This window comes from Bradyrhizobium sp. CCBAU 53421 (assembly GCF_015291625.1).
In the GTDB taxonomy this organism is placed as follows: Bacteria; Pseudomonadota; Alphaproteobacteria; order Rhizobiales; family Xanthobacteraceae; genus Bradyrhizobium.
Window position 1 is genome coordinate 6,912,173 of sequence record NZ_CP030047.1, and the last position, 24,517, is coordinate 6,936,689.

At 63.5% G+C, this 24,517-nt stretch carries 23 protein-coding genes; 11 read left to right on the forward strand and 12 right to left on the reverse strand.

Translation table 11 applies throughout. The features are described 5' to 3' along the window. The 4 genes from XH92_RS32460 to XH92_RS32475 form a co-directional block, all read right to left on the reverse strand. Entirely contained in the window at window positions 1-1,182 is a 1,182-nt protein-coding gene (locus XH92_RS32460) for an efflux RND transporter periplasmic adaptor subunit (RefSeq protein WP_194455773.1), read from the reverse strand. 311 nt (window positions 1,183-1,493) lie between these two features. Next, entirely contained in the window at window positions 1,494-1,931 is a 438-nt protein-coding gene (locus tag XH92_RS32465) for a hypothetical protein (RefSeq protein WP_210345488.1), read from the reverse strand. Window positions 1,932-2,015: 84 nt separating this feature from the next. Then, the gene (locus XH92_RS32470; RefSeq protein ID WP_246787779.1) at window positions 2,016-2,876 is read right to left on the reverse strand and encodes an NAD(P)H-binding protein; all 861 of its coding nucleotides are present in this window, start codon (window positions 2,874-2,876) and stop codon (window positions 2,016-2,018) included. A 159-nt stretch (window positions 2,877-3,035) separates the two neighbouring features. Further along, window positions 3,036-3,272, reverse strand: a complete 237-nt coding sequence (locus XH92_RS32475) for a DUF2798 domain-containing protein (RefSeq protein ID WP_194455776.1) — start codon at window positions 3,270-3,272, stop codon at window positions 3,036-3,038. A gap of 111 nt (window positions 3,273-3,383) precedes the next feature. On the opposite strand from XH92_RS32475, the gene XH92_RS32480 reads away from it, so the two are divergent. Beyond that, on the forward strand, window positions 3,384-3,896 hold the full coding sequence (locus XH92_RS32480) for a TetR family transcriptional regulator (RefSeq protein ID WP_194455777.1): 513 nt from the start codon (window positions 3,384-3,386) through the stop codon (window positions 3,894-3,896). Between the two features lie 226 nt (window positions 3,897-4,122). Here XH92_RS32480 and XH92_RS32485 read toward each other — a convergent pair whose 3' ends face one another. Next, complete coding sequence (locus XH92_RS32485) at window positions 4,123-5,085, reverse strand: LysR family transcriptional regulator (protein WP_194455778.1); 963 nt, start codon at window positions 5,083-5,085, stop codon at window positions 4,123-4,125. Window positions 5,086-5,275: 190 nt separating this feature from the next. Between XH92_RS32485 and XH92_RS32490 the strand changes: the two genes are divergently transcribed. From XH92_RS32490 to XH92_RS32510, 5 genes are all read left to right on the forward strand, one after another. Then, window positions 5,276-5,902, forward strand: a complete 627-nt coding sequence (locus tag XH92_RS32490) for a flavodoxin family protein (protein ID WP_194455779.1) — start codon at window positions 5,276-5,278, stop codon at window positions 5,900-5,902. A gap of 11 nt (window positions 5,903-5,913) precedes the next feature. Continuing rightward, window positions 5,914-6,681: a DUF899 family protein gene (locus tag XH92_RS32495; RefSeq protein ID WP_246787781.1), complete on the forward strand. Its 768-nt coding sequence runs from the start codon at window positions 5,914-5,916 to the stop codon at window positions 6,679-6,681. 68 nt (window positions 6,682-6,749) lie between these two features. After that, window positions 6,750-7,160, forward strand: coding sequence for a hypothetical protein (locus tag XH92_RS32500; protein ID WP_194455780.1), 411 nt, complete (start codon window positions 6,750-6,752; stop codon window positions 7,158-7,160). Continuing rightward, a complete protein-coding gene (locus XH92_RS32505; protein WP_246787783.1) occupies window positions 7,108-8,043 on the forward strand; it encodes an alpha/beta fold hydrolase in 936 nt (311 codons plus the stop codon). The genes XH92_RS32500 and XH92_RS32505 overlap by 53 nt, the downstream gene beginning before the upstream one ends. Window positions 8,044-8,425: 382 nt before the next feature. Next, the gene (locus XH92_RS32510; protein WP_194455781.1) at window positions 8,426-9,613 is read left to right on the forward strand and encodes an FAD-dependent monooxygenase; all 1,188 of its coding nucleotides are present in this window, start codon (window positions 8,426-8,428) and stop codon (window positions 9,611-9,613) included. A gap of 138 nt (window positions 9,614-9,751) precedes the next feature. Here the strand turns inward: XH92_RS32510 and XH92_RS32515 are convergent, their stop codons facing one another. Both XH92_RS32515 and XH92_RS32520 read right to left on the reverse strand, forming a co-directional pair. After that, the gene (locus XH92_RS32515; protein ID WP_194455782.1) at window positions 9,752-10,141 is read right to left on the reverse strand and encodes a hypothetical protein; all 390 of its coding nucleotides are present in this window, start codon (window positions 10,139-10,141) and stop codon (window positions 9,752-9,754) included. Window positions 10,142-10,379: 238 nt separating this feature from the next. Next, window positions 10,380-13,214 (reverse strand): autotransporter domain-containing protein, encoded by a 2,835-nt coding sequence (locus XH92_RS32520; RefSeq protein WP_210345489.1) that lies wholly within the window; start codon window positions 13,212-13,214, stop codon window positions 10,380-10,382. Window positions 13,215-13,442: 228 nt separating this feature from the next. On the opposite strand from XH92_RS32520, the gene XH92_RS32530 reads away from it, so the two are divergent. Then, the gene (locus XH92_RS32530; RefSeq protein WP_194455785.1) at window positions 13,443-14,423 is read left to right on the forward strand and encodes a helix-turn-helix domain-containing protein; all 981 of its coding nucleotides are present in this window, start codon (window positions 13,443-13,445) and stop codon (window positions 14,421-14,423) included. Window positions 14,424-14,472: 49 nt separating this feature from the next. Here XH92_RS32530 and XH92_RS32535 read toward each other — a convergent pair whose 3' ends face one another. Beyond that, entirely contained in the window at window positions 14,473-15,150 is a 678-nt protein-coding gene (locus XH92_RS32535) for a cysteine hydrolase family protein (RefSeq protein WP_194455786.1), read from the reverse strand. Between the two features lie 266 nt (window positions 15,151-15,416). On the opposite strand from XH92_RS32535, the gene XH92_RS32540 reads away from it, so the two are divergent. After that, complete coding sequence (locus XH92_RS32540; protein WP_194455787.1) at window positions 15,417-16,430, forward strand: formamidase; 1,014 nt, start codon at window positions 15,417-15,419, stop codon at window positions 16,428-16,430. Between the two features lie 205 nt (window positions 16,431-16,635). Here the strand turns inward: XH92_RS32540 and XH92_RS32545 are convergent, their stop codons facing one another. Then, the gene (locus tag XH92_RS32545) at window positions 16,636-17,718 is read right to left on the reverse strand and encodes a YeiH family protein (RefSeq protein ID WP_194455788.1); all 1,083 of its coding nucleotides are present in this window, start codon (window positions 17,716-17,718) and stop codon (window positions 16,636-16,638) included. A gap of 86 nt (window positions 17,719-17,804) precedes the next feature. Here XH92_RS32545 and XH92_RS32550 point away from each other — a divergent pair, with 86 nt between their 5' ends. Continuing rightward, window positions 17,805-18,776 (forward strand): LysR family transcriptional regulator, encoded by a 972-nt coding sequence (locus XH92_RS32550; protein WP_194455789.1) that lies wholly within the window; start codon window positions 17,805-17,807, stop codon window positions 18,774-18,776. Here XH92_RS32550 and XH92_RS32555 read toward each other — a convergent pair. From XH92_RS32555 to XH92_RS32565, 3 genes are all read right to left on the reverse strand, one after another. Further along, a complete protein-coding gene (locus XH92_RS32555) occupies window positions 18,724-18,945 on the reverse strand; it encodes a hypothetical protein (RefSeq protein WP_246787785.1) in 222 nt (73 codons plus the stop codon). The two genes, XH92_RS32550 and XH92_RS32555, sit on opposite strands and share 53 nt — an antisense overlap. Before the next feature lie 150 nt (window positions 18,946-19,095). Continuing rightward, window positions 19,096-20,334 carry an ATP-binding protein gene (locus XH92_RS32560; protein ID WP_194455791.1) on the reverse strand — a complete coding sequence of 413 codons (1,239 nt, stop codon included), beginning with the start codon at window positions 20,332-20,334 and terminating at the stop codon, window positions 19,096-19,098. Window positions 20,335-20,654: 320 nt separating this feature from the next. Continuing rightward, window positions 20,655-21,926, reverse strand: a complete 1,272-nt coding sequence (locus tag XH92_RS32565) for an allantoate amidohydrolase (protein WP_194455792.1) — start codon at window positions 21,924-21,926, stop codon at window positions 20,655-20,657. 371 nt (window positions 21,927-22,297) lie between these two features. On the opposite strand from XH92_RS32565, the gene XH92_RS32570 reads away from it, so the two are divergent. Together XH92_RS32570 and XH92_RS32575 are read left to right on the forward strand one after the other, a co-directional pair. Next, window positions 22,298-23,407, forward strand: coding sequence for a BMP family ABC transporter substrate-binding protein (locus XH92_RS32570; RefSeq protein WP_194455793.1), 1,110 nt, complete (start codon window positions 22,298-22,300; stop codon window positions 23,405-23,407). Then, the gene (locus tag XH92_RS32575) at window positions 23,404-24,516 is read left to right on the forward strand and encodes an ABC transporter permease (RefSeq protein ID WP_194455794.1); all 1,113 of its coding nucleotides are present in this window, start codon (window positions 23,404-23,406) and stop codon (window positions 24,514-24,516) included. Before XH92_RS32570 ends, XH92_RS32575 begins: the two co-directional genes overlap by 4 nt. The last annotated feature ends 1 nt before the right edge of the window (window position 24,517 follow it).

A 24,517-nucleotide genomic window follows, 5' to 3' on the forward strand; every position in this document is an offset into this window, starting at 1 on the left:
TTAGTCCCGGCCTTGTGCGGTTGAGGCGGTGCGTTCTTTCGCGGGAGCCGCCGGCGAGGGAACGGGCGCGATGCGTGTGCCGGGCCGGAGCTTGTAGTGACCGTCCAGCACGATCGTTTCACCGGCAGCAAGGCCGCTCTCGATTAGCGCCTCGCCATTGCGGCTGACGGCGATCCGTACCGGGCGGGTTTCGACCGTGGAGTCCTGTCGGACGACGAACGCATAGCTGCCGTTGGGTCCCGATTGCAGCGCGGATCCCGGCACGACCGGTCCGCGGCGGACGCCGAGCAGCAGGCGAGCGCTGACGAATTGGCCGGGCCAAAGTCGCCCGTCGAGATTCTGAAAGATCGCTTTGAGCCGGATCGAGCCGGTGCCTTGATCGATCTGGTTGTCGATCAGCTCGAGACGGCCGTCGGCAAGCTTGACGCGGTCGTCCTGATCATACGCCGATACAACAAGCGCCCCTCCCCGCATCGCATCGACGATCTCCGGGAGATATTTCTGCGGCAGGGTGAATATCAGGCCGATCGGCGCCAGCTGCGTGACGACGACAAGTCCGCCCGAATCGGAGGCATGAACGATGTTGCCCTGATCGATCAAGCGGATGCCGGTGCGGCCGGCGAGTGGCGAGACGATCGTTGTATACCCGAGCTGCACGCGTGCATTGTCGATCACCGCCTGGTCACGCGCGATCGCAGCTTGATACTGCGCGACCAGCGCCTCCTGGGTATCGACGCTCTGGCGGGTGGCGAACTCCTTGATCACGAGCTTGCTGTAACGCTCCAGATCAAGCCTGGCATTGGCGAGCAGCGCTTCGTCGCGCGCCTTGTCGGCCTCGGCTTGATGCAGTTGTGCCTCATAAGGGCGCGGATCAATTTGCGCTATCAGGTCGCCGACCTGCACGTCCTGGCCTTCGCGAAACGCGATCTTTTGCACCTCGCCATCGACACGCACCTTCACCGTCACGGTGTTGTAGGCCTGGACCGTGCCGAGCCCGACGCGCGAAATCGCGAAGTCCTGATCCTTCACCACACCGGCCGTCACGGGCACGGGCCGCGCAGGCGCGGTATTGGCGGCTGACTTCACGACGCTGGACGGAATGCCTTCGCGCCACAGATAAGTGCCTGATAGCGCAACGGCGGCAGCAGACAGTCCCACAATCCAAAATTTAGGAATTGTCATCCTGTTGTCCTGTCATTTGCTATCCCGGGATAGGGCATTATTTATACGATGTATAACTTATACGACGTTAAAGCAAGCCCATTTGGCGCCGAGGAGCTCGGCTCACAGGATCTTGAAAACGACGTTGCGGAGGCAGCCGATCATGGGGAAGCGGTGACATGCGCGGCATTGGCGCGGTTCGGCACCGAATTGAGGGCCGCGCAAAGCCTCGCTCCGCGCAATCGCGCAGAAGGGTCCACTGCCTCAAAGCCGGGAGTGGCTACACCCCGCTCGACACCGAGTGCAAGGCATGGCCGGTCGGGCTTCCAGAACTAGTCCACTTTGAAAAGAAACGGACTGACCGTAACGAGCGGCCTTCCGTCGGTCGTTTGCTTCACGCTAAATTCTATTTCTTTCTCCGCGCTCGTATCCAAAACGGCAACAGACAGAATCGCAATGCAAGTGACTTCGCGCGCTGCTTTGTCCCTTGACTTCACGAGTATGGTGCCATCCAGGCTGTAGACGGCGCTTTTTCGCGCGGTCTGCAAGATCGCCGACTTTTCAGTTTCCGATTTCGCGGCATCCATCATTGCGTCGAGCGAACTCGAGTATTTGAGGGTAAAGGTCACCAGCTTATTGTTTTCATCGTTCGAGAATACCTTGAGTACCGAACTGCGAGCATCCGGAGCACGGCAGGCGTGCTCCGCCGCTTGGTCCGCTTCTCCTTCTCCGCAGCCGCTCAACAACAGCAGCAGAACGAAGCGTGCCAAAAGCGCCGGCGCTTCCCTAATAGGTCTCATTGAACTGCCTGCGTCCGTAGGTGCGGAGCACCGCGTCAAAACGCCGGGTCCACGTTACTTGAATTCGGCGGCATGAAGTTTCACGAAATCGCGCATGTTCATGGGTGCCTGGCCAGTCAGCTTTCGCACGGTATCCGTCATGCGGTCGTAACGCCCCTCCTTGTTCAACTCGGTCATGGCCGAGAGATGGCTGACGACGTGCTCAGGAAACCCCGCTCGCCGCAGGCCTTCGCTCCAGGCGGAGAGCGGGACGTCGCGATATTGGATCGACCTGCCGAGCGCTTCGGAGAAAGCACGCGCATGATCGTTCAAGTCGGCGGATTCCGGTCCCGTCAGATCGTAGATCTGGCCGATATGCGGCGCGGGATCGTCGAGGATGACGGCAACCGCGCGCGCCACGTCGACAGCCGAGATCGGCGAGGTCTTGCCGTCACCCATCGGCAGCGCCAGCGTGTCGGAGGCCCGCACGCCGCGGGCGGCGATCGTGAGAAAGAAGCCCTCGAGGAAGACCGTCGGCCGCACCGTGACGACCGGCAGGCCCGACCAAGCCAGGGCCTGCTCCGCCAGCCAATGCAGCTTGTGTTGCGGACTGTCGGTGGTCTCGTTGATGCTCATCTGCGAGACCGTCATCTGCGACATGTTCACGAAAGCCTCGACACCGTGGTGGCGGGCCACAGCGGCGACGTTAACGGTGGCCTCCAGGTAGGCCGCCGAGACCGACATTCCGAAATAGATGCGCCTGCAGCCTTCGATGGCGCGGTGCATTGCGGCGAGGTCCGTCAGGTCGCCCTGTACGACCTCGGCGCCGAGTTGCCGCAGAGCTTCGGCGCGGGCGTCCTCGCGCCGAACCAGGGCGCGTACCTTGTGGCCCTTGTCGATCAGGCATTCGGTGAGGCTACGGCCGATGCCGCCCACAGCGCCGGCTGCGCCGGTCACGAGAATTGGGTTATCGTGAAGATGTCTCGTCGTCATGTTGCTGACCCTTCGGTTGCGTCCAAAAGACGAACCGGCGTGATATCTCTGATGCTTGGGACTTGAATTCAGGTGCGGCGCGCATTGTACGGCGACCCGATCTTAGCGGATTGGCAATCCGGCCTGCCGCATGACGAAGCGCTGAATCCGCGGGACGACAATGATCAGCATCGGGACTATCACGAGGTAGCTCGTTGCCGCGGCCTTCAGCCAGCGCAGAGCAAAGTCGGGCTGAAACCCATAGTTCAAGGCGAGACCAACGAACGACATGCTGGACGACGTGATCAGGCCGGTGATCAGGGAAATCGACGGTCCCACCAGTTTCGGGGAAAGGGCCATTTGCTTGCTCCTGGGAGTAGGTCTATTATTTAGACATCGTATAACTTTTACAGTGTAAAAGCAACAGAGCCAATGCCAAGAACTGCCGATCCGGAACTGCCTCACAGAATCTTGAAGGCCGCAGACGCGCTGTGGCAGTCGGGCGGCGAGGAGGCCGTGACGATACGCGGCGTCGCGGCGGAAGCAGCTACCACGACGCCGACGGTCTATAGCTATTACGCCGACCGGGAGGCGTTGCTGATGGCGTTGCGCAAGCTTGCTTTCCAGCGCTTCTCTGCCCACTTGGCAAAATCGCGCGACTTCCACGACATGTGTGCACGACATCTCGAGTTCGGCACCAACCAACCCCGGGATTATGAACTGCTCTACGGGCGCGGCTGGATGGAGCGCGTCACAACGGGTGCGCAAGCCAGCGAGATCGAACGATACACCACCCATATCGTGCGCGCCGGTGTCGATGAAAGCAAAGCCGCGCACGTCGCTTATCCGATCATGATGATGCTGCACGGCGTGGTGATGCATCGGCTCTTGAACAAGAAGCCGGGGCCGCTTGGCCGAACGATTGCTGCAGCCTGTCTCGATGCCTGCATGACGCTGCTCGAAAGTGCGCGGCAGGGGAAATAGCAGTTGCGGCCTGGAACTGTGGAGACAGGATGGGCACGCCATGTCGCGTCCTGTGCCTTGCCCGTCCGCGGCATCAGGATTGTGCGCCTGCGAGTCCATGATGTCAGAGAACCCACGACGCTCCGATTCTCGACCGCCGAATGGCCGGCGCAGCACCGGCTCGCGATACGGCGCGAGGCGATCGGACGCCGCGTGCCTTCGCTCATGGTGATACCCAAGCGCGCCCCTACCGCTTTCGTATTGCGAGGATCACTGCGCGCGCTGATTTCAAAAACCTTTCGACCACAGGCGTGGTCGATCTGTGTTTCAACCGTTGGATTACGATCGGAAGCGTCTGCGAACATTCGAGCGGCAGCGCGTGCAATTGCCACCGGTCGGCGGCATGGTGATAGGCGTGTTCAGATATGACGGTTAAATATTTGCCCGTCGCCACAAGTTGCAGGCGTAGTTGCATCGAGTAGGTCGCGACCGCGGCATCCGGCACCGGCAGTCCTCGTTGCCTGAATTGATCTTCCAGGATGAGACGGGCAATGCTGTCAGTAGCAGCAAGAATCCACGTCTCTCCCGTCAAATCACTCCAGCTGACCTCGTTCCGCCGCGCAAGATGATGGGTCGAACTTGCTACGACCTTAAGTTTCTCCTCGAGCAGATGTTCGACAAACAATTCGCCGTCGATGTTTTCGTGCGGCCGCCGCCCTAGAAGAACGTCTACGCCGCGCTCCATGAGTGAATGGTACTCGGGCGCCGAGACGCGCATGCTGGTCTCAAAGACATGCACAGCAATGCCGGGATAGCGGGTTCGGAGATGCGTGATGATGTCAGCCATCAACCCTCCGGCGATGAAAGCCATGTCGGCGCCGACACGTACGACGCCTCGGCCACCATCGGTCAGGAACGCGATATCGCGCATACCGAGATCGAGTGTATCGAGCGCCTGGCGCCCGCGGGCGACTAAGGCTTCGCCAGCTGCGGTCAGCACCGCCCCGCGCGGACCGCGGTCAAGCAAACGAACGCCGGCGAACCGCTCAAGGTCGGCGATAGCCTGCGATACTGCGGGCTGCGTAACTGCCAAGAACGTGGCAGCTTTCGCCATACTACCAAGTTCGGCGACGATGGTGAGCGTGTAAAGGTCACGCAGCTTCAGTGACCGCCGAAGCCGAACCCTCGCGGCGTCTTCTCGCGTAGCCATAACCATTCCTTATATCGATATTTTAGCTTTGGCAATTCTGCGCGCTGGCTCTCCTGCTCATGTTTGACCCACTGATCGGTGATCCTTAGGACCGCCGACAAGTTTGCAATCGAGACATTTCGCTCCGTCACAGCACACGCGATCCAGGGTGTGTTGGCAGTGACTTTTGGTTTCCAAGGAGGACCTTGTCATGATTACTGTCGCAATCGTCTTTCACTCGGGCAACGGGCACACTCTCAAGCAGGCGAAAGCCGTTGCTGAAGGCGTACAGGGTGTCGATGGAGCTCGCGCCCAGCTCATTTCAGTCGAGAAGTTCGACGACCACTGGGGCGATCTCGAAAAGGCCGAAGCAATCATCTTCGGTGCGCCGACCTACATGGGCAGCGCTTCGGCCGAGTTCAAACGATTCATGGATGCTTCGAGCAAGGTTTGGTACGCCCAAGGTTGGAAGGACAAGATCGCTGCGGGCTTCACCAATTCGGCGAGCCAAAGCGGCGACAAACTCAACACGCTGCTCCAGTTCGTGATATTCGCCGGTCAGCACAGTATGACGTGGATCAACTCCGGCATGTTGCCGGGCAACAACAACTCCAAGGGAAGCATCGAGGATCTGAATCGCCTTGGCGGCTTCATCGGTGCCATGGCGCAGAGCAACTTCGACGAGCCGGCCGACGTCGCCCCTCCTGCGACCGACCTGCGCACGGCGGCCAAATTCGGCGCGCGGGTTGCGGAGGCGACAATACGCTGGACTGACGGCAGGAAGGCCCCCGCGGCACAATCAGCCGTCAGCAAGTTCGAAGCTGTCCACGCGACCTGAAGGAGGCCATCATGGCTCTCAAAGGCAAACCACGCGACATGAAGGAGTGGCGGCAAGTTCTCCTCGACCCGAATGTTCGATTTCCCGGCGAGTCGAGTGACTACCGGCGCGCGCGCAATGAGCTTCTGGAGGCGGAGGCAGAGCTTCGGCTTCTGAACGAGAAGGTCGCCGCCAAGCGGCGAGCACTCCCGGCGGGCGGCCTCATCAAGGAAGACTACGTCTTCGAATCTGCAGCCTACGGCAACAAGGTGAAGTTCTCGGAGTTGTTCGCACCGGGCAAGAACTCGCTGGTCATCTACAACATGATGTTCCCGCGCTGGCCGAAAGATCAACGAGCGGGCGCCGCAGAAGGCAAGACAGCGGAGCTGCCCCTTGTCGAGCAGCCTTGTCCGTCGTGCACCTCCGTGGTCGACGGACTCGAGGGCGCTGCCTTTCACCTCGCTGAGCGCACGAATCTTGTCGTGATCGCGAAGACAAGTCCCGACCGACTCGGCACCTACGCAAATGAGCGCGGGTGGCGCAACATTCGGCTGTTGTCCTCGCGCAACAATAGCTTCAATCGCGACTACCACGCAGAAACACCGGACGGCGTTCAGCTTGCGGTCTTGCACGTGTTTTCTCGCGACCACGACGGCATACGTCACCATTGGGCGAGCGAAGGGGTATTCAAGCGCGGCGACACCAGTCCGATCGATCCGATCTGGCCGATCTATGGAGTTCTGGATTTGACACGCGAGGGGCGTGGAGACAGCGCCGCCTATCCCAATCTGCAGTACTAGAAGGATGTTAAATCCGCGCGTTCGTGCGCCCGGCAATTGGACCGCCGCGGCGGGAGGAGAATCCGACCATGCCGTATCTGCATCTCGACCTGGCCAAAACCTATCCGTCGCAAACCAAGCGCGAACTCGCGGCTCGCCTGTGTCGTCTCTACGCGGACGTGATGCAGACGCAGTTGTGGCGTCCCAATGTGGGCATCGCGGAGCTTGGCGAGGATAACCTGTTCCATCTTGGCGCCGACGGTCTTGAACCGGTCACGATGGTGCTCGTCGAGACTCGGCGGGGCCGCTCGCCCGATCAACGTCTCGAACTCGGGCGGGGTATCGTCGACATCTGTAGCGAAGTACTGGGAGTTCCCAGGAAAACGGTACTCGTCGAATTCACCGCTCATAGCGGCGACGAGATGCTTCGTGATGGCGAGTGGACCAATGACTGGACTGCTGCCGAAGCATGCGCGGCGGGGCCAGCTTCGTCTTCGTAAGATTGCAGGCATCGACATGACACCAACGCCGAAGCACCACACCGTTCGCGTCAACGGGATCCGAATGCATTTCGCGGAGGCTGGGGAAGGCCCGCCCGTCGTCCTGCTCCACGGCTACCCCGAGACGTGGTACGCGTGGCGCAAGCAATGGCCCGATCTGGCCCGCGACTACCGCGTCATCATGCCGGATCTGCGCGGCTACGGCGACACCGACAAGCCCGACATCGGCTATGACAAGCGGACGATGGCGGAAGATATCCGGCAGTTTGTCGCACATCTCGGCTATCACCGGATCGCCCTCGTCGGCCATGATCGCGGCGCCCGGGTCGCGACGCGCTTCGCCAAGGATCATCGGGGCGTGGTCGATCGGCTGGCGGTACTGGACAACATCCCGACTCGCGTAGTCTTCAATGCGACAGACGCGAGGCTCGCCAGGCTTTACTGGTTCTTCCACTTCCAGCAGGTCCCGCATCTGCCCGAAGCGTTGATTCAGGGGCGCGAGGAAATCTTCCTTCGTCATTTCTACAGCACGTGGTGCTACGACCCTCGTGCCATCGAAGACGCCGCGGTCGCCGAGTATGTCCGCGCCTACTCCCAGCCTGGTGCCCTACGCGGAGCGTTCAACGACTATCGGGCGGGACCGGTCGATCTGGAGCAGGACATCGAGGACCAGGGCAGTCTGATCGATTGCCCGGTGTTGGCAATCTGGGGATCCGAGTTTGAACTCGTCGGCAAAGCCTTTGATGTATTGGAGGTTTGGAAGGGGTTGGCGCGCAATGTGCGCGGCGTCGCCATCCCCGAGTGCGGGCATCTCCCTCAGGAGGAACAGCCGGAACGCGTGAATCAGGAACTGCGCGACTTCCTTCGCGGATGGGGCGGGTGAAGCCATCGCGACTCGGCCATCACTTCCACGCGCCCGCCCGACGCGTCAAAGTCGGTCAGAAAGACTTGCGGCCGAAAGGCGTGCTCCAGCGAACGCTGATCGCCGCTGACCGCGCAAAAACGGCAGATTTTGGCGTGCCAGTTCTGTACGGCAAGTAGCGCGCCTCAAGGACGCGAACCGGCCCGAAGACGGCAACGGGTCATTCTCACCGATTTCAACGTGGCTTCGCGATGACCGCTTGTTCTGCGGAAGCGGACATCGCCGCGCGACCACGACGCGTCGGTTTTAGGCCAACACCAGACATTTGACTTCGGGATTTCTGATACCATGACGACCTATGTCCCGGCGCTTGAGCGCCGGTCACGCCTGGGGGGATGAATACATGGATAAAGATACCGCGTTGGTGTGCATCGTTGGCGCTGGTCCCGCTGGGCTAGTGCTCGCCCATATCCTTCACCAGTCGAACATCTCGTTCGTGATCCTGGAACGTGAGCAATCAGGCGAGCTGCGCAGCCGGACGAAAGCCGGACTGATTGAGCAACGCGCAGTCGCCGCACTCCGACCCTTCGGTCTTGCCGACACCATCACGGAGCGCGGAGGCCGCAATGGAATCTGCGAATTCCGTATTGATGGCGAAGTTATCGTCTGCGATTACGGAGCTCCCAGCGATGATGGTCAGGGGCACTACATCTACCCGCAGCAGGAGCTTGTCGGCGACTGGGCTGACGCGCTCGTCGCAAAAGGCGGTCAAATTCGCTTCGGAGTAAAGGTCGTCGATGTCGCGGAGAACGAGACCGATGTGGAGGTGCGGGCGGTTACGGCAGCGAACGATGAACCTTTCACAGTCCGGGCCGAAGCTGTCGTGGCCTGCGACGGCGCTGGAAGCGTGGTCGCGCGGGCGGCCGGGTTCGAGACGTTCGAGGTCGCCCACCCGTTCCGTTGGCTTGCGGTCATTGCTGCAATTGCCCCGCCAAGCCCTCGCACCGTTTACGCGCTGCACCCTAGAGGGTTCGCGGGGCAGTTTCGGCGCTCCGCGACGTCGACAAGGTATTATTTAGAAGTGCCCATTACCGACAAGCTTGCCGACTGGCCTGACGAACGCATTTGGGCGGAGCTGGAAGAGCGCATGGCTATTCCCGACCAGTTACCCCTGGTTCGCGGCAATCTCATCGAGCGGGATTTCCTCGATCTGCGCGTTCGTGTTCGCGAACCGATGCAGCGGGGCCGTATATTCCTCGCCGGTGATGCAGCTCATATGGTGACGCCGGCGGGTGCGAAAGGCATGAATATGGCTATTCAGGATGCGATCGAACTCGCGGCCGGCCTATGTGAACGTTACGGCGGCGCTGCCAATGGCGACCGCCTCGGGAGTTACACCGCTTCGCGGCTCCCGGACATCTGGCGGTATCAGGAGTTCTCAAACTGGATGCTTAGCATTCTTCATGCCGGACCTGCCGGGCAGACGGACAAACAGGACTTTGTTCATCGATTGCGCCGCGCGCGGCTTGATCGAATGATCAATGACCCGGTCTACGCCCGTTGGTTCGGACGCACCTACAGCGGCTCTTGAGCCAAACTCGCGCGTGCCAATCAATGTCCGAGATGGGTCAATCGCGGAAGTCGACCGCCTGAACAGCATGTCCGTTCGATGCTCATGAGCGGACATTCGTGAGTTCGCCCGGCATGTCTGCCAAGGGCCAAAAGCCGACTAGTCAAGTGGTGCGTCAAGGCCGCTCGGCAGCATGACTATGATAGCGTTCTGTCCTTCCTCGGGGTGGCGCGAGATGTGTCCTTTCCCATGCGTATCCTCGACGAGAACAGCTTGTCCCGCCGGAAGGCGCCTCACCTCTCCATCGCTCGTTTCAAATTCCACGTGGCCATCCAGCCATATGGCGAGGAGACGATCCGGCGGGTTGTGAAAGCCCACTTCGCACACCCCGGGGGGGATGTGAGAAAAACGGATGCGTGACGCCGGGTAGAAAGCCGAAATTTCAAACGGCGCTTTGTCGGGAAACGCCGGCTTCATCGTCATCGCGATATCGACTTCTCCAAAATGGGATTCCCCGTCGGGCGTTGCATAGATGCGCAGGCACCTCATCCCCGGCCTCCAATCGCTCCATCTAGCTGAGCACATGGTATGGCCTCTGTGTGTGCAAGGCAATGTCGGGGTTGGGTCATTCTCGACCGATTTCAACGTGGCTTGGCGATGTCCGCTTGTTCTCCGGAAGCGGATATCGAACCGCCGGCGTTCATGCGTACGCGCCCCAGTACTCTTTGCTTTCCGAAGTTCGTGTGAGAGCGAGCCGCACCGACGCACGAACTTCGGAATCGGACCACTAGAATTTCCAGTTGATCTCGCCCTTGGCGGTGTGATCGTGCGAATCACGCGCAAGCTGTCCCGAATACATCAGGCCAACGCTGGCGTTGCGCGCCAGGTTGAAGCCGAGGCCCGATTCGACCAGCAACGCATCGCGCGCGATCGGCACGCCGGCAACCGTGAACGGCGTGCCGCCGCCGGAAAACGCCAGCAGCGTTTCCGGCCTCACATCGCCGAACGCGTGCCGCCAGCCGAGCGTGCCGCGCACCGTCAGCGGCTTGCCGTCAGCCAGCGCTACCGCGCCCTCGCCGCGCAGCCCGAGCGTGGTGAAGGCGGTAGCCAAGGCGTCGCCGCCGCCGCTCAGCGCCGCGCTGCCGGTCTCGGTAAAATGGCCGGTGTCGAGATGCACATAGGCCAGCCCCGCGAACGGCTCGAGCGCGACACGGCCGAGCGCGAAGCCGCGGCCGATCTCGCCGAACACCTGGGCGGTGTGGGCGTCGTAGCTCGCCTTGGCGACGTCGAAGAAGCCGGGAAACGCGATCGCGCGATCGGTATCGATGCTGTGCGCGGTGAAGGCGGCGCCGCCGCGCAGAGCCCAGGCGTCAAGCTGGCCGCCGCCATAGAGCGCGAGGTGATAATTGTTGATGGTGGCGGCGGAGCGGCGGTCATCGACATGCAGCAAGGACTGGGTGTAGCCGCCGGCAAAGCCGGCCCGCCAGCGCGCGTCGAAGGTGGCGTCGACACCGGAGATGACGCCGCCGGTCTCGCGCCTGAGCGCGGCGGCATTGCCGTCGCTGCCTGTGTGTCCCCAATCGCCGACCGCTTGCGCCCAGGCGGTCATCACGCTCTCCTGCGGCAAGAATTTCGGCGCTGCCTTGAAGGCCGGTTCGCCCGCGTAGGCCAAGGCGCCGCCGCCGTCGATCGCGACGGCCTGAGGACCGATGCCGGCGAGCGTCACGGACGGTCTGTCCGCGCTGCCGAAAGACTGCCGCAGCCGGCCGATCACGGCGTCACGGACATCGCGTGACTCATCGAGCATTGCGCCCACCGCGCTCGCGTGTAACTCGCCGGAGAGCTGGTCGAACGCAGAACGCGCCTGCGCCGGCGTCGTACTGAAGGCGAGCGCGTTGAACGCCGGCCCGCGGCCGAGGCCGTCTAAGGCGGCCCCCGTCGCGATCTGGTTGCGCGTTTGCGCTGCGCTCGCAAACCGCACATTGTTGCGCGCAAACGTCAGGAACACGTCGTTTGCATCATAGGTCAGGCTGGGCGCGATGAAGGCGAAGCCGCTGGTGCCGGACATGACGCCCGAGAACATGCCGGTCCTTCCTCCCGCGGCGGTCAGAATCGTGTAGGGCGTGTTGAGGAGGAAACCGTTCACCGACGTCAGTCGCACGGTTCCGCCGGAAAGATTGGCTGCTCCACTCGCAACGATCCTGTCGCTCCGTCCGGCCGCGTTGAGGTCGAGGGCGTAGATGGCGCCCGGCAGCATAGCCATGCTGCCGGCAATATTGAGTGTGCCGATCGCGCCACCCGCGCCACCGCCAGGCGAGACCGTGCCACCGCCGGCGATCGTGGTCGCGCCGACAGTGCCGGCGCCGGCGAGCGTGCCGCCGCCGTTGACGCTCACTGCGGATTGCGCGATCGAGCCGTTGACGGCGAGCGTTCCGGCATTGATCGTGGTGGCGCCCGTGTAGGTGTTAACACCTGACAGCGTCAGCGTGCCGGTGCCGACCTTGGCAAGGCCGCCGCCGGTGCCGCTGATGACGCCGGACACCTCCGTGGAGAGATTGTTGGAGCCGACCGTCAGCGTTTTTGCGCCGAACACGTAAGACCCCGCCCCCTCGATGGAGCCCGCCGTCGTGCCGGCGCTTGTCAAATGCGACATATCGAACACGCCGCCGGCAGCGGTGATGAAACGCGCATTACCCCCCGTGGCTTGAGCACTAAAGAATGTCTGCCCACCGGCGTTGTTGATGATCGTTGCATTGCCGGCGCTGCTGGCATCACCAAAAAAGAGGCTGCCGTTGCTGAAGTTCGTGATATGGGCATTGGCGGCGGTACTGGAAAATTCAAAATTCACAATTCTGTTGTTCGTGATGCTTGCGTTGGCAGCCGTGCTGCTGCCGGCGAAAATCACGTCGCCGCCAGGGTTGGCAATGACCGCGTTAGCCGCCGTGCTGATGTCCTGAAAGGTCAGAGAGAAGCCGTTGGTGATATGGGCGTTGCCAGCCGAGCTGGTGTTGAAAAAAAGTATCTCGGAAACAATAGAATTGAGACTGTTGATGGTGGCGTTGCCGGCCGAGCTGCTGTCCGCAAAGTGAACGGTGCTGCCGTTGTTGATCGTGGCATTGCCCGCGGTGCTGGTGTTGCTGAAGAATGCCCCGCCAGAAGTCGTGTTGATGATGGCGTTGCCGGCCGAACTGGCGTTACTAAAACTAATCCCGCTATCGAAAACCGGAGCAAAGTTTGAATTGTTGACGATTCCCCGGTCGGTAAAATTCAAGCCCACACTGAACCTGTAGGCCGGCGCATCGCTGTTCAACACAATCGTGCCAACCGAGACTATTTGCAGAGCCGTGATCGCGGTCTGGCTGGAGGCACCGAAGGTCGCCGTCCCCGTCGGCGGGAAGTTGGAACTCCAGTTGGCGGAATCGGTCCAGTCGTTCGAGACAGGATGGGCGCTCCACGTCGCGTCCTGCGCCTGGCCCGTCCGCGGCATCAGGATTGCGCCGAGCAGCAACGCCCAGAGCATGACGCGGGCCATCGAACCCGCGCGCGCGCCTATCCGGCATGGAACAATCGCGCCGGCCGGCGTCCTGTCCTGTTCTGAGACCTGCACCCCAAAGACCTGCACCCCAAACTCCCTCGTCGACTCCTGGGGATACGACGTGTAGGGATGGCCGATTGAGCCTGCTTGGGTTGGCGCGACACGGACCTGGACAGGAGCGACAGCCCCAGCTTTTTGAACCTGGTGTGGCGGATTTGACGATCCAATCAGGATCGCAGCGAGTCATTCGCAGGCGGGACACTCGTGCCACAAATGCGGCAAACAGATCAGGACACATACGCCTACGAGCCCATGATGTCAGAGTCCCCAGAGCCCACGACGCTCCGATTCTCGACCGCCGACTGGCCGGCGCAGCACCGGCTGGCGATATGGCGAGAAGCGATCGGACGCCGCGTCTTTCAATTCGACACGATGCCGTTGCATGACGGGCCGTTCCACGCCGAGGCGACGGCGCAGGCCCTGCCCGAGCTGTGCTTTGGATCCTGGACCCTCGGCAATCTGCGCACTGCCGTGACGCACGAACTGCTCGACGGCACCGACCACCTCATGCTCCGCATCTCGCTGGGCGGCGCGCCCGTCATATCGCACCGGGGCCGCGAGGTCACCGGCGCTGCCGGCGATGCCATCTTGATATCGACCGCGGAGCCGTGGGTGAGCATCTCTCCGTCGCTGACGCGCTTCCTCAGCCTGCGGCTGCGGCGCGACGCGCTGACCCCGCTCGTGTCGTATCCCGAAGATGCGCTCATGCGCCCGGTGCCGCGCGATACCGAAGCCGTAAAACTGCTTACCTTCTATCTCCAAAAGCTGATCCGCATGGATCCGATGTCGACGCCCGAACTACGGCAAGCCGTCGTCACCCATATCTACGACCTCGCGGCGTTGGTGATCGGCGCCACCCGCGACGGGGCAGCTATCGCGAAGGACCGGGGCTTGCGCGCCGCGCGGCTTGCCGCCGCCAAGGCCGACATCCACGCGCATTTCTCCGATCCCGACCTCACGCTGATCACCGTCGCGGCGCGTCGGAAACTCTCGCCGCGCAGCCTTCAGCGCCTGTTCGCCGACGAGGGAACGAGCTTCACCGAATTCGTCCTCAACGCCCGCCTGACACAGAGCCATCGGCTGCTGACCGATCCGCGCTGGGGCAATCGCAGCATCAGCAGCATCGCGTTCGAAGCCGGCTTCGGCGACCTGTCCTATTTCAACCGCACGTTCCGCCGCCGCTACGGCGCGTCACCCTCCGACATCCGCGCCACGATGCGGCGTCGAACGCATTAGGCACATGCGTGCACGCTCTTAAACGAACTTCGGAATCAAGCAGCACGAACTAGCCAGCGAGCGCCTTCAACACCGCGGCTGAATCGGCGACCCAGCCAAAGATGCCGCCCTGGGCCTTGATCATCTTGAGGCCCATCTCGTGGAATTCCGGGAAGTAGGACGCGCAGCCGTCGGAGATCACGACACATCGGTAGCCGCGGTCGTTGGCCTCGCGCACCGTGGTGTTGACGCAGACCTCGGTGGTGACGCCGCAGACCAAAAGATTCTCGATACCGTATTTCTGCAGGATGTCGCCGAATTCGGTGGCGTAGAACGCGCCCTTGCCCGGCTTGTCGATCACGACCTCGCTGCCGAGCGGATAGAGCTCGGGGATGATGTCGTGGCCGGCCTCGCCGCGGATCAGGATCCGTCCCATCGGCCCGGGATCGCCGATCCGGAGCGACGGCGCGCCGCGCTCGAGCTTGGCCGGCGGCGCGTCGGAGAGATCGGGCAGATGGCCCTCGCGGGTATGGACCACGAGCAGCCCGGCGTCGCGCACAGCCTCAAGCACTGCGGCGATCGGCTGCACCGCGCGGGCAAGCCGGCTGACGTCATTGCCGAGCGTCTCGCCGAAGCCGCCCGGCTCCATGAAATCGCGCTGCATGTCGATGATGACGAGCGCGGTCTTGCTCCAGTCGAGCGTGATCGGCTCCGGCTCCGCCGCGATTGTCCCGCTTGAATTCGCCATGACGCACGCCCCCAATGCGAGAAGACCCGCCATGATTAAGCAAACCGCGTGCCATTGCGCAATGATGCGGCTCGCACCCTCAAACGCCCGAAACGTCCGGCATCTCAATCTGTTGAGACACGCTCGGCCGTTCTCCCCGTCGTCTTCCAGGTTCTCACCGGCACCCGATTTGCCGGCCGTTCGATCTTGCTGGCATGATCGTTGCTAGCTGGGAGCCCGACCGAACGGCGATCGTTCGCGAAATTCGAAGAAGCGGGAGGACAGGCATGAATGGACTTGGCGGTCTCAACAAGTCACCCAATGGCGTCGTGATCGGACTGGTGCAGCTGCAGCTGCCCGTGGTCGCGACCAAGGCCGATCTGGCGCGACAGACCGAGCGGATCGTCTGGATGGTCGGCAAGGCGCGGCGCAATCTCGCCACCATGGACCTTGTCGTCTTCCCGGAATATTCGCTGCACGGTCTGTCGATGGACACCAATCCGGAGATCATGTGCCGGCTCGACGGCCCCGAAGTCGCGGCCTTCAAGAAGGCCTGCATCGACAACAAGATCTGGGGCTGCTTCTCCATCATGGAGTTCAACCCGCACGGCAATCCCTACAATTCCGGGCTGATCATCAACGATCACGGCGAGATCAAGCTCTATTACCGCAAATTCCATCCCTGGATTCCGGTCGAGCCGTGGGAGCCGGGCGACGTCGGCATTCCCGTGATCGAGGGACCGAAAGGCGCGAAGATCGCGCTGATCATCTGCCATGACGGCATGTTCCCGGAAATGGCGCGCGAATGTGCCTACAAGGGCGCGGAGATCATGATCCGCACCGCAGGCTACACCGCGCCGATCCGCGACAGCTGGCGCTTCACCAACCAGGCCAACGCGTTCCAGAACCTGATGGTGACGGCCAATGTCTGCATGTGCGGCTCGGACGGCTCGTTCGACTCGATGGGCGAAGGCATGATCGTCAATTTCGACGGCAGCATCATCGCGCACGGGACCACGGGACGGGCGGACGAGATCATCACCGCCGAGGTGCGGCCCGACCTCGTACGCGAGGCGCGGATCAACTGGGGCGTCGAGAACAACATCTACCAGCTCTGGCATCGCGGCTATGTCGCGGTGAAGGGCGGCGCGATGGATTGCCCCTACACCTTCATGCAGGACATGGTGTCCGGCCGCTTCCGCCTGCCCTGGGAAGACCAGGTCAAGGTCACCGACGGCACGTCCTGCGGCTTCCCGGCGCCGACCCGGATGTTCGGCAAGACCGCGAAGGCCGCCGAGTAGCTGCCAGGACGGTATGAGATCTGGTTGAGTTGGAGCCCGCCTGGGATCACCTCTCCCTTGGGAGAGGTCGGCGCGCAGCGCCGGGTGAGGGGTTACGGTCCCTCGTTGGCGGTGCGGCCCCTCACCCGATTTGCTGCGCAAATCGACCTCTCCCCACTGGGGAGAGGTGAACGTCCGACGCCGTTCCAGCTCATCTCATCACGCTCTACTTGAAGAAATGCACGAGGCCGATGCTGAGGCCCAGCAGAAGCATCAGCGACAGCGTGACCGCTGCCGTCACGCGGCCGCCGACGGTCGAGAGCACGCGGACATCGACGCCGAGCCCAAGTGCCGCCATCGAGACGACGGTGAGGATCGCCGCCGTCTTGGTCACCGGCGCGATCGCGATGTCGGGCACGAGCTGGAACGAGCGCAGCGCGGCCAGCACCAGGAAGCCGATGATAAACCAGGGCACCAGCTTGAACGGGCTGATCGAGGCGGCCTTTGCGGGCCCCTCCCCGGCCGTGCCGGCCTCGGTGCTTGCCTTGCGCCGCCGCGCCACCAACAGCGAGAGTCCGACCACGATCGGGCCCAGCATCAGGACGCGCACCAGCTTGACCAGCGTGCCGATCTGGGTCGACACGATGCCGGCGGGCACGGTCGCCGCCAGCACCTGCGGCACGGCATAGACCGTGAGGCCGGCGAGGATGCCGTATTGCGTCGCGGTCAGCTTCAGTAGCGGGATCAGCAGCGGCAGGCCGAGCACCATCAGCACGCCGAGAATGGCGGTGAACGAGATCGACGAGGCGATGTCGTCGCCGTCGGCCTCGATGACAGGCGCCACCGCCGCAATCGCGGAATTGCCGCAGATCGAATTGCCGCAAGCGATCAGGATCGCGAGCTTGGCCTTGAGTCCGAGCAGGCGGGCGAGGCCATAGCTCACCGCCAGCATGATCACGACGGTCAGCGCGATGGCGCCGATCAGGAGCCAGCCCGACGCCAGGATCGCGGCGAAGCTGATGGACGCGCCGAGCAGCATCACCGCGACCTCGAGCAGTTGCTTGGCGCTGAAGGCAATGCCCGAGCGCCAGCGCTCCGGCGGCTCCCAGGCGGTCCGCACCGCCATGCCGAGCAGGATCGCGACCACCAGAGCCTCGATATAGGGATGATCGAAAGCCCGCTCTTCGGCGGCCTGGATGCCGAGCGAGATGATCGTGACCACCCCACAGAGCAGAATGCCCGGAATGAGCAGGAATGTGCGCTTCAGCGCCCCCTGCGTCTGCCCCTGGTCTTGTTCTTGTTGCGGCACGAAAACCTCTCTTCGGAGAAGATTTTATGCGCCAGGGCGCGCTAATTGGCTAATATCTTTTCGGACTGCCCCGATAGAGAGAAGTTATGTCCCTCAACCTGCATCTGCTCCGCCTGTTCGCGGCGGTGGCGAGAACCGGAAGCTTCTCCCGCGCCGCCGACCTCCTGCACATCAGCCAGCCGGCGATCTCCAAGGGCGTGCGGGATTTCGAGCTACAGGTCGGCTGCCGGCTGCTCGACCGGACGCCGAAAGGGGTGCGGCCGACCCGGGAGGGCGCCGCGCTGGCCCGCCATGCCGAGACGCTGTTCGCGGCCGAGCGAGCCGCCGAGGACGAGTTGCAGGCGCTGCGCAACCTCGACAGCGGCTCGCTCCGGATCGGCGCCAGCACCACGATCGCGACCTACATGATCCCGGAATATCTCGGCGTGTTCCACCGCGCCTTTCCCGGCATCGACCTGCATGTCGTGAGCGCCAACACCAGCGATATCGCCGCGCTGATGCTGGGCCATGAGGTCGAAATCGCCCTGGTCGAGGGGCCAGTCGAGGACGAGAACCTGACCAGCGAAGCCTGGCGCACCGACGTGATGGTGCTGATCGCAGGCCCCGATCACCGCTTCGCGGCCGCCGCAGGCCCGATCGACGTCCGCCTGCTCAACGACGAGATCCTGATCGTGCGCGAACCCGGCTCAGGCACCCGCGAGGTGGTCGCGCAGGCGCTGGCCGCCCACCGCGTCGAGCCGCAGCGGACGCTCGAAATCGGCAGCACCGAGGCGATCAAGCAGGCGGTGGCGGCTGGCGTCGGCGTCGCCATCGTGTCGGTGGCAACGATCGACGATCAGGTGAAGCTCGGAAAGCTCAAGGTGATCCCGATCAAGGGCGTCCGTATCGAGCGCACGCTGTGGCAACTGAAATCGCCCGGCCGGCTGGACGTGCCGGCGGCGGTCGCGTTCGAGGGGATCATTCGGGAGACAAAGGGCGCGAAGGCGGCGCCGCGGATGCCGGCGGCTAAAGCGCGGCGAACAGACCCTGCGCCCACGCAACGGCATGCTCGAAGCTGAACACGCCGGGCTCGAAATACACCGCGCGCGCCAGCACGATGCCGACCACCAGCACCCAGAACACGCCGGTGCCCGCGGTCTTCAGCCATTTCGACACGCCCTCGCTCGGGGCCGAAGAATCGACTGCGGGGACCGGCTCACCGAAGGGATCGAATGCGGATTGGCTCATCGTCGTAACCATCAGGGAATACCGTGACAATGTCGCGACGACGGGGGCAGAAGCAAGGGTCGCGGTATGCCTTTTGCGCCGGTACCTTGGAAGGACGTTTCCCGGCCCCATGGCCGGGGAGTATTTCCTTCTCGGCACCCCAATCCGGCATCAACCATCGGTTCCGCGCTGCGGCGCCAGGCGCGGCAGTGTGATCCGCACGCCGGTCCCGATGCCCGGGGCGCTGTCGAGATGGAGCTCGCCGCCCAGCCGGTTCGTGACGATGTTGTGCACGATGTGGAGGCCGAGCCCGATGCGGCCGACGTCGCGGCGCGTGGTGAAGAACGGATCGAAGGCCTGCCGCAGCACATCGCGGCTCATTCCGCAGCCATCGTCGGCGAACAGGATTTCCACCTGGTCCGCGCCCAACGCGCGCAGCCGGATCGTGATGGTGCCGCCCTTGCCGTCCGGAAAGGCGTGCACGACCGAATTGACGAACAGGTTTGTCAGCGCCTGGCCGTAGGGGCCGGGATAGCTGTTCATCGCAAGACCCGACGGGCAATCGACCTCAAGCGCCAGGTTGTTCTTCGGCAGCGCCGGGCGCAGGTTCGAGAGCACCTGCTCGGTCACCTCGCCGAGATCGAACTGGCTGCGATCGAAATAGCTGCGATCGACCGCCACCTGCTTGAAGGATTGCACCAGATCCGCCGCGCGCTTGAGGTTGCCGACCAATAGCGAGGAGGCGCTTTCGACGACCTCGATGAAATCGCTGAGGCTCGAGCGCTTCAGCTTGCCGCGCGCCGCCTCGGCGGCGAAGTCGGCGCATTTCTGCTCCAGCACCGAGGCGACCGTGAGGCTGGTGCCGACCGGGCTGTTGATCTCATGCGCGACGCCGGCCACCAGACGGCCCAGCGCCGCGAGCTTTTCCGCCTCGATCAGCGACGCCTGGGTCTCCTGCAGATGATGCAGGGCCTTCTCGGCCGCATCGCGCGCGGCCCGGATCTCGCGTTCGCTGCGCTTGCGATCGGTGATCTCTTCGGCGGCGACGTTGACGCCGACGATACTGCCGTTCGGCTCGCGCTGCGGATGCCAATGTGTGATCCAGCATCGCTCGTCATTGTGGCCCGGGCGCTGGCCGTACACCTCCACGTCGGTGACGGGTTCGCCGGTCTCCATGATCGAACGAACGATGCCTTCGACGGCGGTCGCCAGCGCGGGCACGCAATCGTGCACGGTGCGTCCGAGATGACCTTCGACCGAGATGCCGCAGATCTCGGTGAGCCGCTGGTTGATCTGGAGATACCGACAATCGGGAGAGAGGTAGGCAAGACCGATCGGTGCAGTGTCATAGATCAGCTGCAGCGCCGGTTGTTTTGGGAACTGAACGTCCTGGACGACGGACGACCTCATGCCCTTCCCCCCGTTGCGCCAAGTCTAGCGCTTCGGGGCCGCGCCGCAAATAGGCTCGGCCGAGCCGGAAACGACGGCCGGATCTGTCCGGATTCGGCACGGGTTAGCAGCCGGAGGTCTGCGATATTGCGGCCCATCTCCGCCAACAGACTGTAGTCCGCCCGCATTGGGATGCGCAGCAACTCCAACACCGTCACCCTGAGGAGCCGCGAAGCGGCGTCTCGAAGGGCGACGGCCCAACTGTGGCCGTGCATCCTTCGAGGCTCGCTCCGCTCGCACCTCAGGATGACGGTCCAGATGGCGTTCGTGGGCGCGCAGCCTCAGCTATTCACTGTACCGTGCGCACGGAAATTCTCGATGAAGCGCAGCAGCACCCGCCCGCCGGTGTCGGCATCGGCGAGCTCGACATGTTCGGCCGGATTGTGGCTGATGCCGCCGCGGCAGCGCACGAAGATCATGCCGATATCGGCGACGTCGACCATCGCCATGCCGTCATGCCCGGCGCCGCTCGGCAGCTCGAACACGGCATGGCCCTCCGCCGCGACCGCTTCGGCGATCTGCGTCTTCAGCCACGGCGCGCAGGGCACGCTGCGGTTCTCGTGGGTGACGTCGATCTGCAAGGCGAGGTCGCGGCGTTTCGCGATCGCCTCGATCTGCCGCACGATGTCGGCGACGGCACGCTTGCGATGCATGTCGCTCTGCGAGCGGATGTCCATCGTGAACGACACCTTGCCCGGGATCACGTTGGTGGCGCCGGGCATGGCATTGATATAGCCGACGGTGCCGACCAGGCCTGCTTCATCGCTCCTGCAGAATTGCTCGATTGCGACGATGCACTCGGCGGCGCCCGTCAGCGCATCGCGCCGCAGCTTCATCGGCACGGTGCCGGCATGGCCGGCGACGCCGGTGAGATTGGCGGCAAGCCGAGTCGCCCCCGATATCGCGGTGACGACGCCGACCGGCAGCGCCTTCTCTTCCAGCACCGGGCCCTGCTCGATGTGCAGCTCGACATAGCCGAGCAGTTCGCGGCGGGCGCGCGCCGCCTTGCCGATATGATCGGGATCAAGCCCGAATTGAACCAGCGCATCACGCATCGACGTGCCGGCGCGATCGCGGGTGTTGAGCACGCTCTCGTCGAACGTACCGGCCACCGCGCGGCTGCCGAGCAGGGTCGAGGCAAAGCGCACACCCTCCTCGTCCGCGAAGCCCACGATCTCGATCGCGAACGGCAGCCGCCTGCCGCGCCGGTGCAGATCGGCGACGCAGGCGATCGCGGTGATGACGCCGAGCGGGCCGTCCCATCTGCCGGCGTCGCGCACGGTGTCGTAATGCGAGCCGAGCATCAGCGCCGGCAGGCCCGGCCGCGCGCCCTCGTAGCGGCCGCAGACATTGCCGATGGCGTCGAGGTGCGCGCTCATGCCGGCCTCGCGCATCCAGGCCAGGATGAGATCGGCCGCCTTGCGATGCTCATCGGTGAGGAAGACGCGCGCGAGATGCTCCGGCGTCTCCGAGATCGCCGCGAGCTGGTTGATCCGCGCCACGATCTCCTCGCCAAGCGACGACGGATTCGAGGACGGTGTCTTCTCGCTCATGCTGTTTCCCATCAGTCCAACCCGGCACCGGAGCCGGCTCCACTGGTAGCAGGCCCACCCCGATTCACCAGCCAGCAAATCGCGACTGGTCCGCCGTCACCAACCGAGTCCGCACCGGCCGTCCGGCGGTTAGCGACTGCTTAACGGCATTGCATACAACAACAATCGATCGCTTATAAAATAGGCAACCGAATCTCGCCCAGCTTCCGATGCCAGCCATTTCGGCATTCGTTCCCTTTCATATTCATACACTTAGGGAATAGCGACCGCGAAACGTGCTCTGGCACGAAGCTTGCGACACTCCGTCAAGCGCCGCCGTTACGGCGGCTGCGGCAAGGACAGGCGGGCCGGCCCGCCGGAGGGAGCAGGCGATGGATTTTGGCAGGATTTCAAGAAGGCATTTATTGCAGGGAAGCGCGGCATTGGCGCTCGGCAGCACGCTCGGCATTCGCGGCGCGGCGGCAGCCGAAACCACGGTCGGCTTCATCTATGTCGGGTCGCGCGACGACTACGGTTACAACCAGGCCCACGCCCAGGGCGCCGCGGCGCTGAAGAAGCTGCCCGGCATCAAGGTGGTCGAGGAAGAGAAGGTGCCGGAGACCGATGCGGTCGAGAAGACCATCGAGTCCATGATCAACCTCGACGCCGCCACGCTCTTGTTCCCAACCTCGTTCGGCTACTACAACCCGCACGTCGTCAAGATGGCGGGCAAGTTTCCGAAGATGCATTTCGAGCATTGCGGCGGCCTGTGGTCGGACAAGGACCCGAAGAACGCCGGCAGCTATTTCGGCTACATCGACGAGGCGCAATACATCTCCGGCATCGTCGCCGGCTACTCGACCAAGAGCGGCAAGCTCGGCTTCGTCGCGGCCAAGCCGATCCCGCAGGTGCTGCGGAACATCAACGCGTTCACGCTCGGCGCCCGGCTCGCCAATCCGAAGGCGACGACGCAGGTGATCTTCACCGGCGACTGGTCGATGCCGGTCAAAGAGGCCGAGGCGACCAACAGCCTGATCGACCAGGGCGTCGACGTGCTGACCTGCCATGTCGACGGACCGAAGACGATGGTCGAGAACGCCGCGCGCCGCGGCGCGATGGTGTGCGGCTATCACGTCAACCAGTCGCCGCTGGCGCCGAAGGCCTATCTCACCGGCGCCGAATGGAACTGGGAAGCGCTGTATCCGAAATTCGTCAAGATGATCACCGCGGGTGAAGCGATCCCGAACTTCTATCGCGGCGGCCTCAAGGAAGAGATCGTCAAGGTCTCGCCCTATGGCGAGATGGTGTCGGCCGAAGCGCGTAAAGCTGCCGACGACGTCAAGGCCAAGTTCATGTCCGGCGAGTACGCGATCTTCAAGGGCCCGCTGGTCGACAACAAGGGCAAGACGGTGATCGCTTCCGGCACCGACCGCGGCCAGCAGGATCCCGAGCTCGAGAAGATGGATTATCTGGTCGAAGGCGTGATCGGAGCCACCGCGTGACGACCGAGGCGGCGGAATCGGTGGAGGCGGCCGGCGGCGTTGCTCCGGCCGCCGATCCCGGCTTCCTCCAGCGCTACGGCGCGAGCATCGAATACATCCTGATCCCGGGCGCGGCGCTGGTCGGCGCGCTCGCAGTGTTCGGCGGCTTCATCGCGCTTTACGGCAAGAACCCGCTCGACCTTTATTTCTACATGTATTACGGCGCGTTCGGCACCGCCTTCTCGTGGCAGAACACGCTGACCCGCGCCGCGCCCTTGATCCTGACCGCGCTGTGCACGGCGCTGCCGGCGCAGCTCGGCATGGTGATCATCGGCGGCGAAGGCGCGCTTCTGATCGGCGCGCTGGCGGCGACATCGGCGGCGCTGGCGCTGCAGGGCGCGGCACCGATCGTGGTGCAGATCGCGATGGTGATCGCGGGCATGATCGGCGGCGGCCTCTGGATCACGCTGTCCGGCGGCTTGCGGCAATATCGCGGGGTCAACGAGACGATCTCGAGCCTGCTGCTGGTCTATATCGCGCTTGCGATCCTCAACCATCTGGTCGAGGGGCCGATGCGCGATCCGGCGAGCCTCAACAAGCCGTCGACGCGCGAGATCGGCGCCGCCAACATGATCGGCACCATTCCCGGCACCGACGTGCATTGGGGCCTGGTGTTCGGCCTCGTCGCGGCGGTTGCCGCCTACATCCTGATCTATCACACGACCTTCGGCTTTGCCGCGCGCGTTGCCGGCGGCAACATCCGCGCCGCCAAGATCGTGGGGCTTTCCGTCGGCAAGCTGATCCTGACCGTGTGCTTCCTCGCCGGCAGCAGCGCCGGGCTTGCCGGCATGATCGAGGTCGCAGCGGTGCAGGGCCGCACCAACGCCAACCTCGCCGCGGGCTACGGCTTCACCGGCATCCTCGTCGCGTTTCTGGCGCGGCAGAATCCGCTTGCGATCATTCCGGTCGCGATCCTGCTCGGCGGCATCTCGGCCTCCGGCGGCCTGTTGCAGCGGCGGCTCGGCCTGCCCGATGCGTCGGTGCTGGTGCTGCAAGGCATCATCTTCGTGTTCGTGCTGGCGAGCGACGCGCTGTACGGACGGATCGGCTTCCTGAAGGGAAAGGCCTGAC

What these genes read in the sequence shown, in the direction of transcription:
- XH92_RS32535 (WP_194455786.1), bottom strand. Translation starts at nt 15,150, where the DNA reads ATGGCGAATTCAAGCGGGACAATCGCGGCGGAGCCGGAGCCGATCACG.
- XH92_RS32495 (WP_246787781.1), top strand. Translation starts at nt 5,914, where the DNA reads ATGGCTCTCAAAGGCAAACCACGCGACATGAAGGAGTGGCGGCAAGTT.
- XH92_RS32515 (WP_194455782.1), bottom strand. Translation starts at nt 10,141, where the DNA reads ATGAGGTGCCTGCGCATCTATGCAACGCCCGACGGGGAATCCCATTTT.
- XH92_RS32475 (WP_194455776.1), bottom strand. Translation starts at nt 3,272, where the DNA reads ATGGCCCTTTCCCCGAAACTGGTGGGACCGTCGATTTCCCTGATCACC.
- XH92_RS32485 (WP_194455778.1), bottom strand. Translation starts at nt 5,085, where the DNA reads ATGGCTACGCGAGAAGACGCCGCGAGGGTTCGGCTTCGGCGGTCACTG.
- XH92_RS32505 (WP_246787783.1), top strand. Translation starts at nt 7,108, where the DNA reads ATGACTGGACTGCTGCCGAAGCATGCGCGGCGGGGCCAGCTTCGTCTT.
- XH92_RS32510 (WP_194455781.1), top strand. Translation starts at nt 8,426, where the DNA reads ATGGATAAAGATACCGCGTTGGTGTGCATCGTTGGCGCTGGTCCCGCT.
- XH92_RS32570 (WP_194455793.1), top strand. Translation starts at nt 22,298, where the DNA reads ATGGATTTTGGCAGGATTTCAAGAAGGCATTTATTGCAGGGAAGCGCG.
- XH92_RS32560 (WP_194455791.1), bottom strand. Translation starts at nt 20,334, where the DNA reads ATGAGGTCGTCCGTCGTCCAGGACGTTCAGTTCCCAAAACAACCGGCG.
- XH92_RS32550 (WP_194455789.1), top strand. Translation starts at nt 17,805, where the DNA reads ATGTCCCTCAACCTGCATCTGCTCCGCCTGTTCGCGGCGGTGGCGAGA.
- XH92_RS32460 (WP_194455773.1), bottom strand. Translation starts at nt 1,182, where the DNA reads ATGACAATTCCTAAATTTTGGATTGTGGGACTGTCTGCTGCCGCCGTT.
- XH92_RS32555 (WP_246787785.1), bottom strand. Translation starts at nt 18,945, where the DNA reads ATGAGCCAATCCGCATTCGATCCCTTCGGTGAGCCGGTCCCCGCAGTC.
- XH92_RS32530 (WP_194455785.1), top strand. Translation starts at nt 13,443, where the DNA reads ATGTCAGAGTCCCCAGAGCCCACGACGCTCCGATTCTCGACCGCCGAC.
- XH92_RS32490 (WP_194455779.1), top strand. Translation starts at nt 5,276, where the DNA reads ATGATTACTGTCGCAATCGTCTTTCACTCGGGCAACGGGCACACTCTC.
- XH92_RS32500 (WP_194455780.1), top strand. Translation starts at nt 6,750, where the DNA reads ATGCCGTATCTGCATCTCGACCTGGCCAAAACCTATCCGTCGCAAACC.
- XH92_RS32565 (WP_194455792.1), bottom strand. Translation starts at nt 21,926, where the DNA reads ATGAGCGAGAAGACACCGTCCTCGAATCCGTCGTCGCTTGGCGAGGAG.
- XH92_RS32540 (WP_194455787.1), top strand. Translation starts at nt 15,417, where the DNA reads ATGAATGGACTTGGCGGTCTCAACAAGTCACCCAATGGCGTCGTGATC.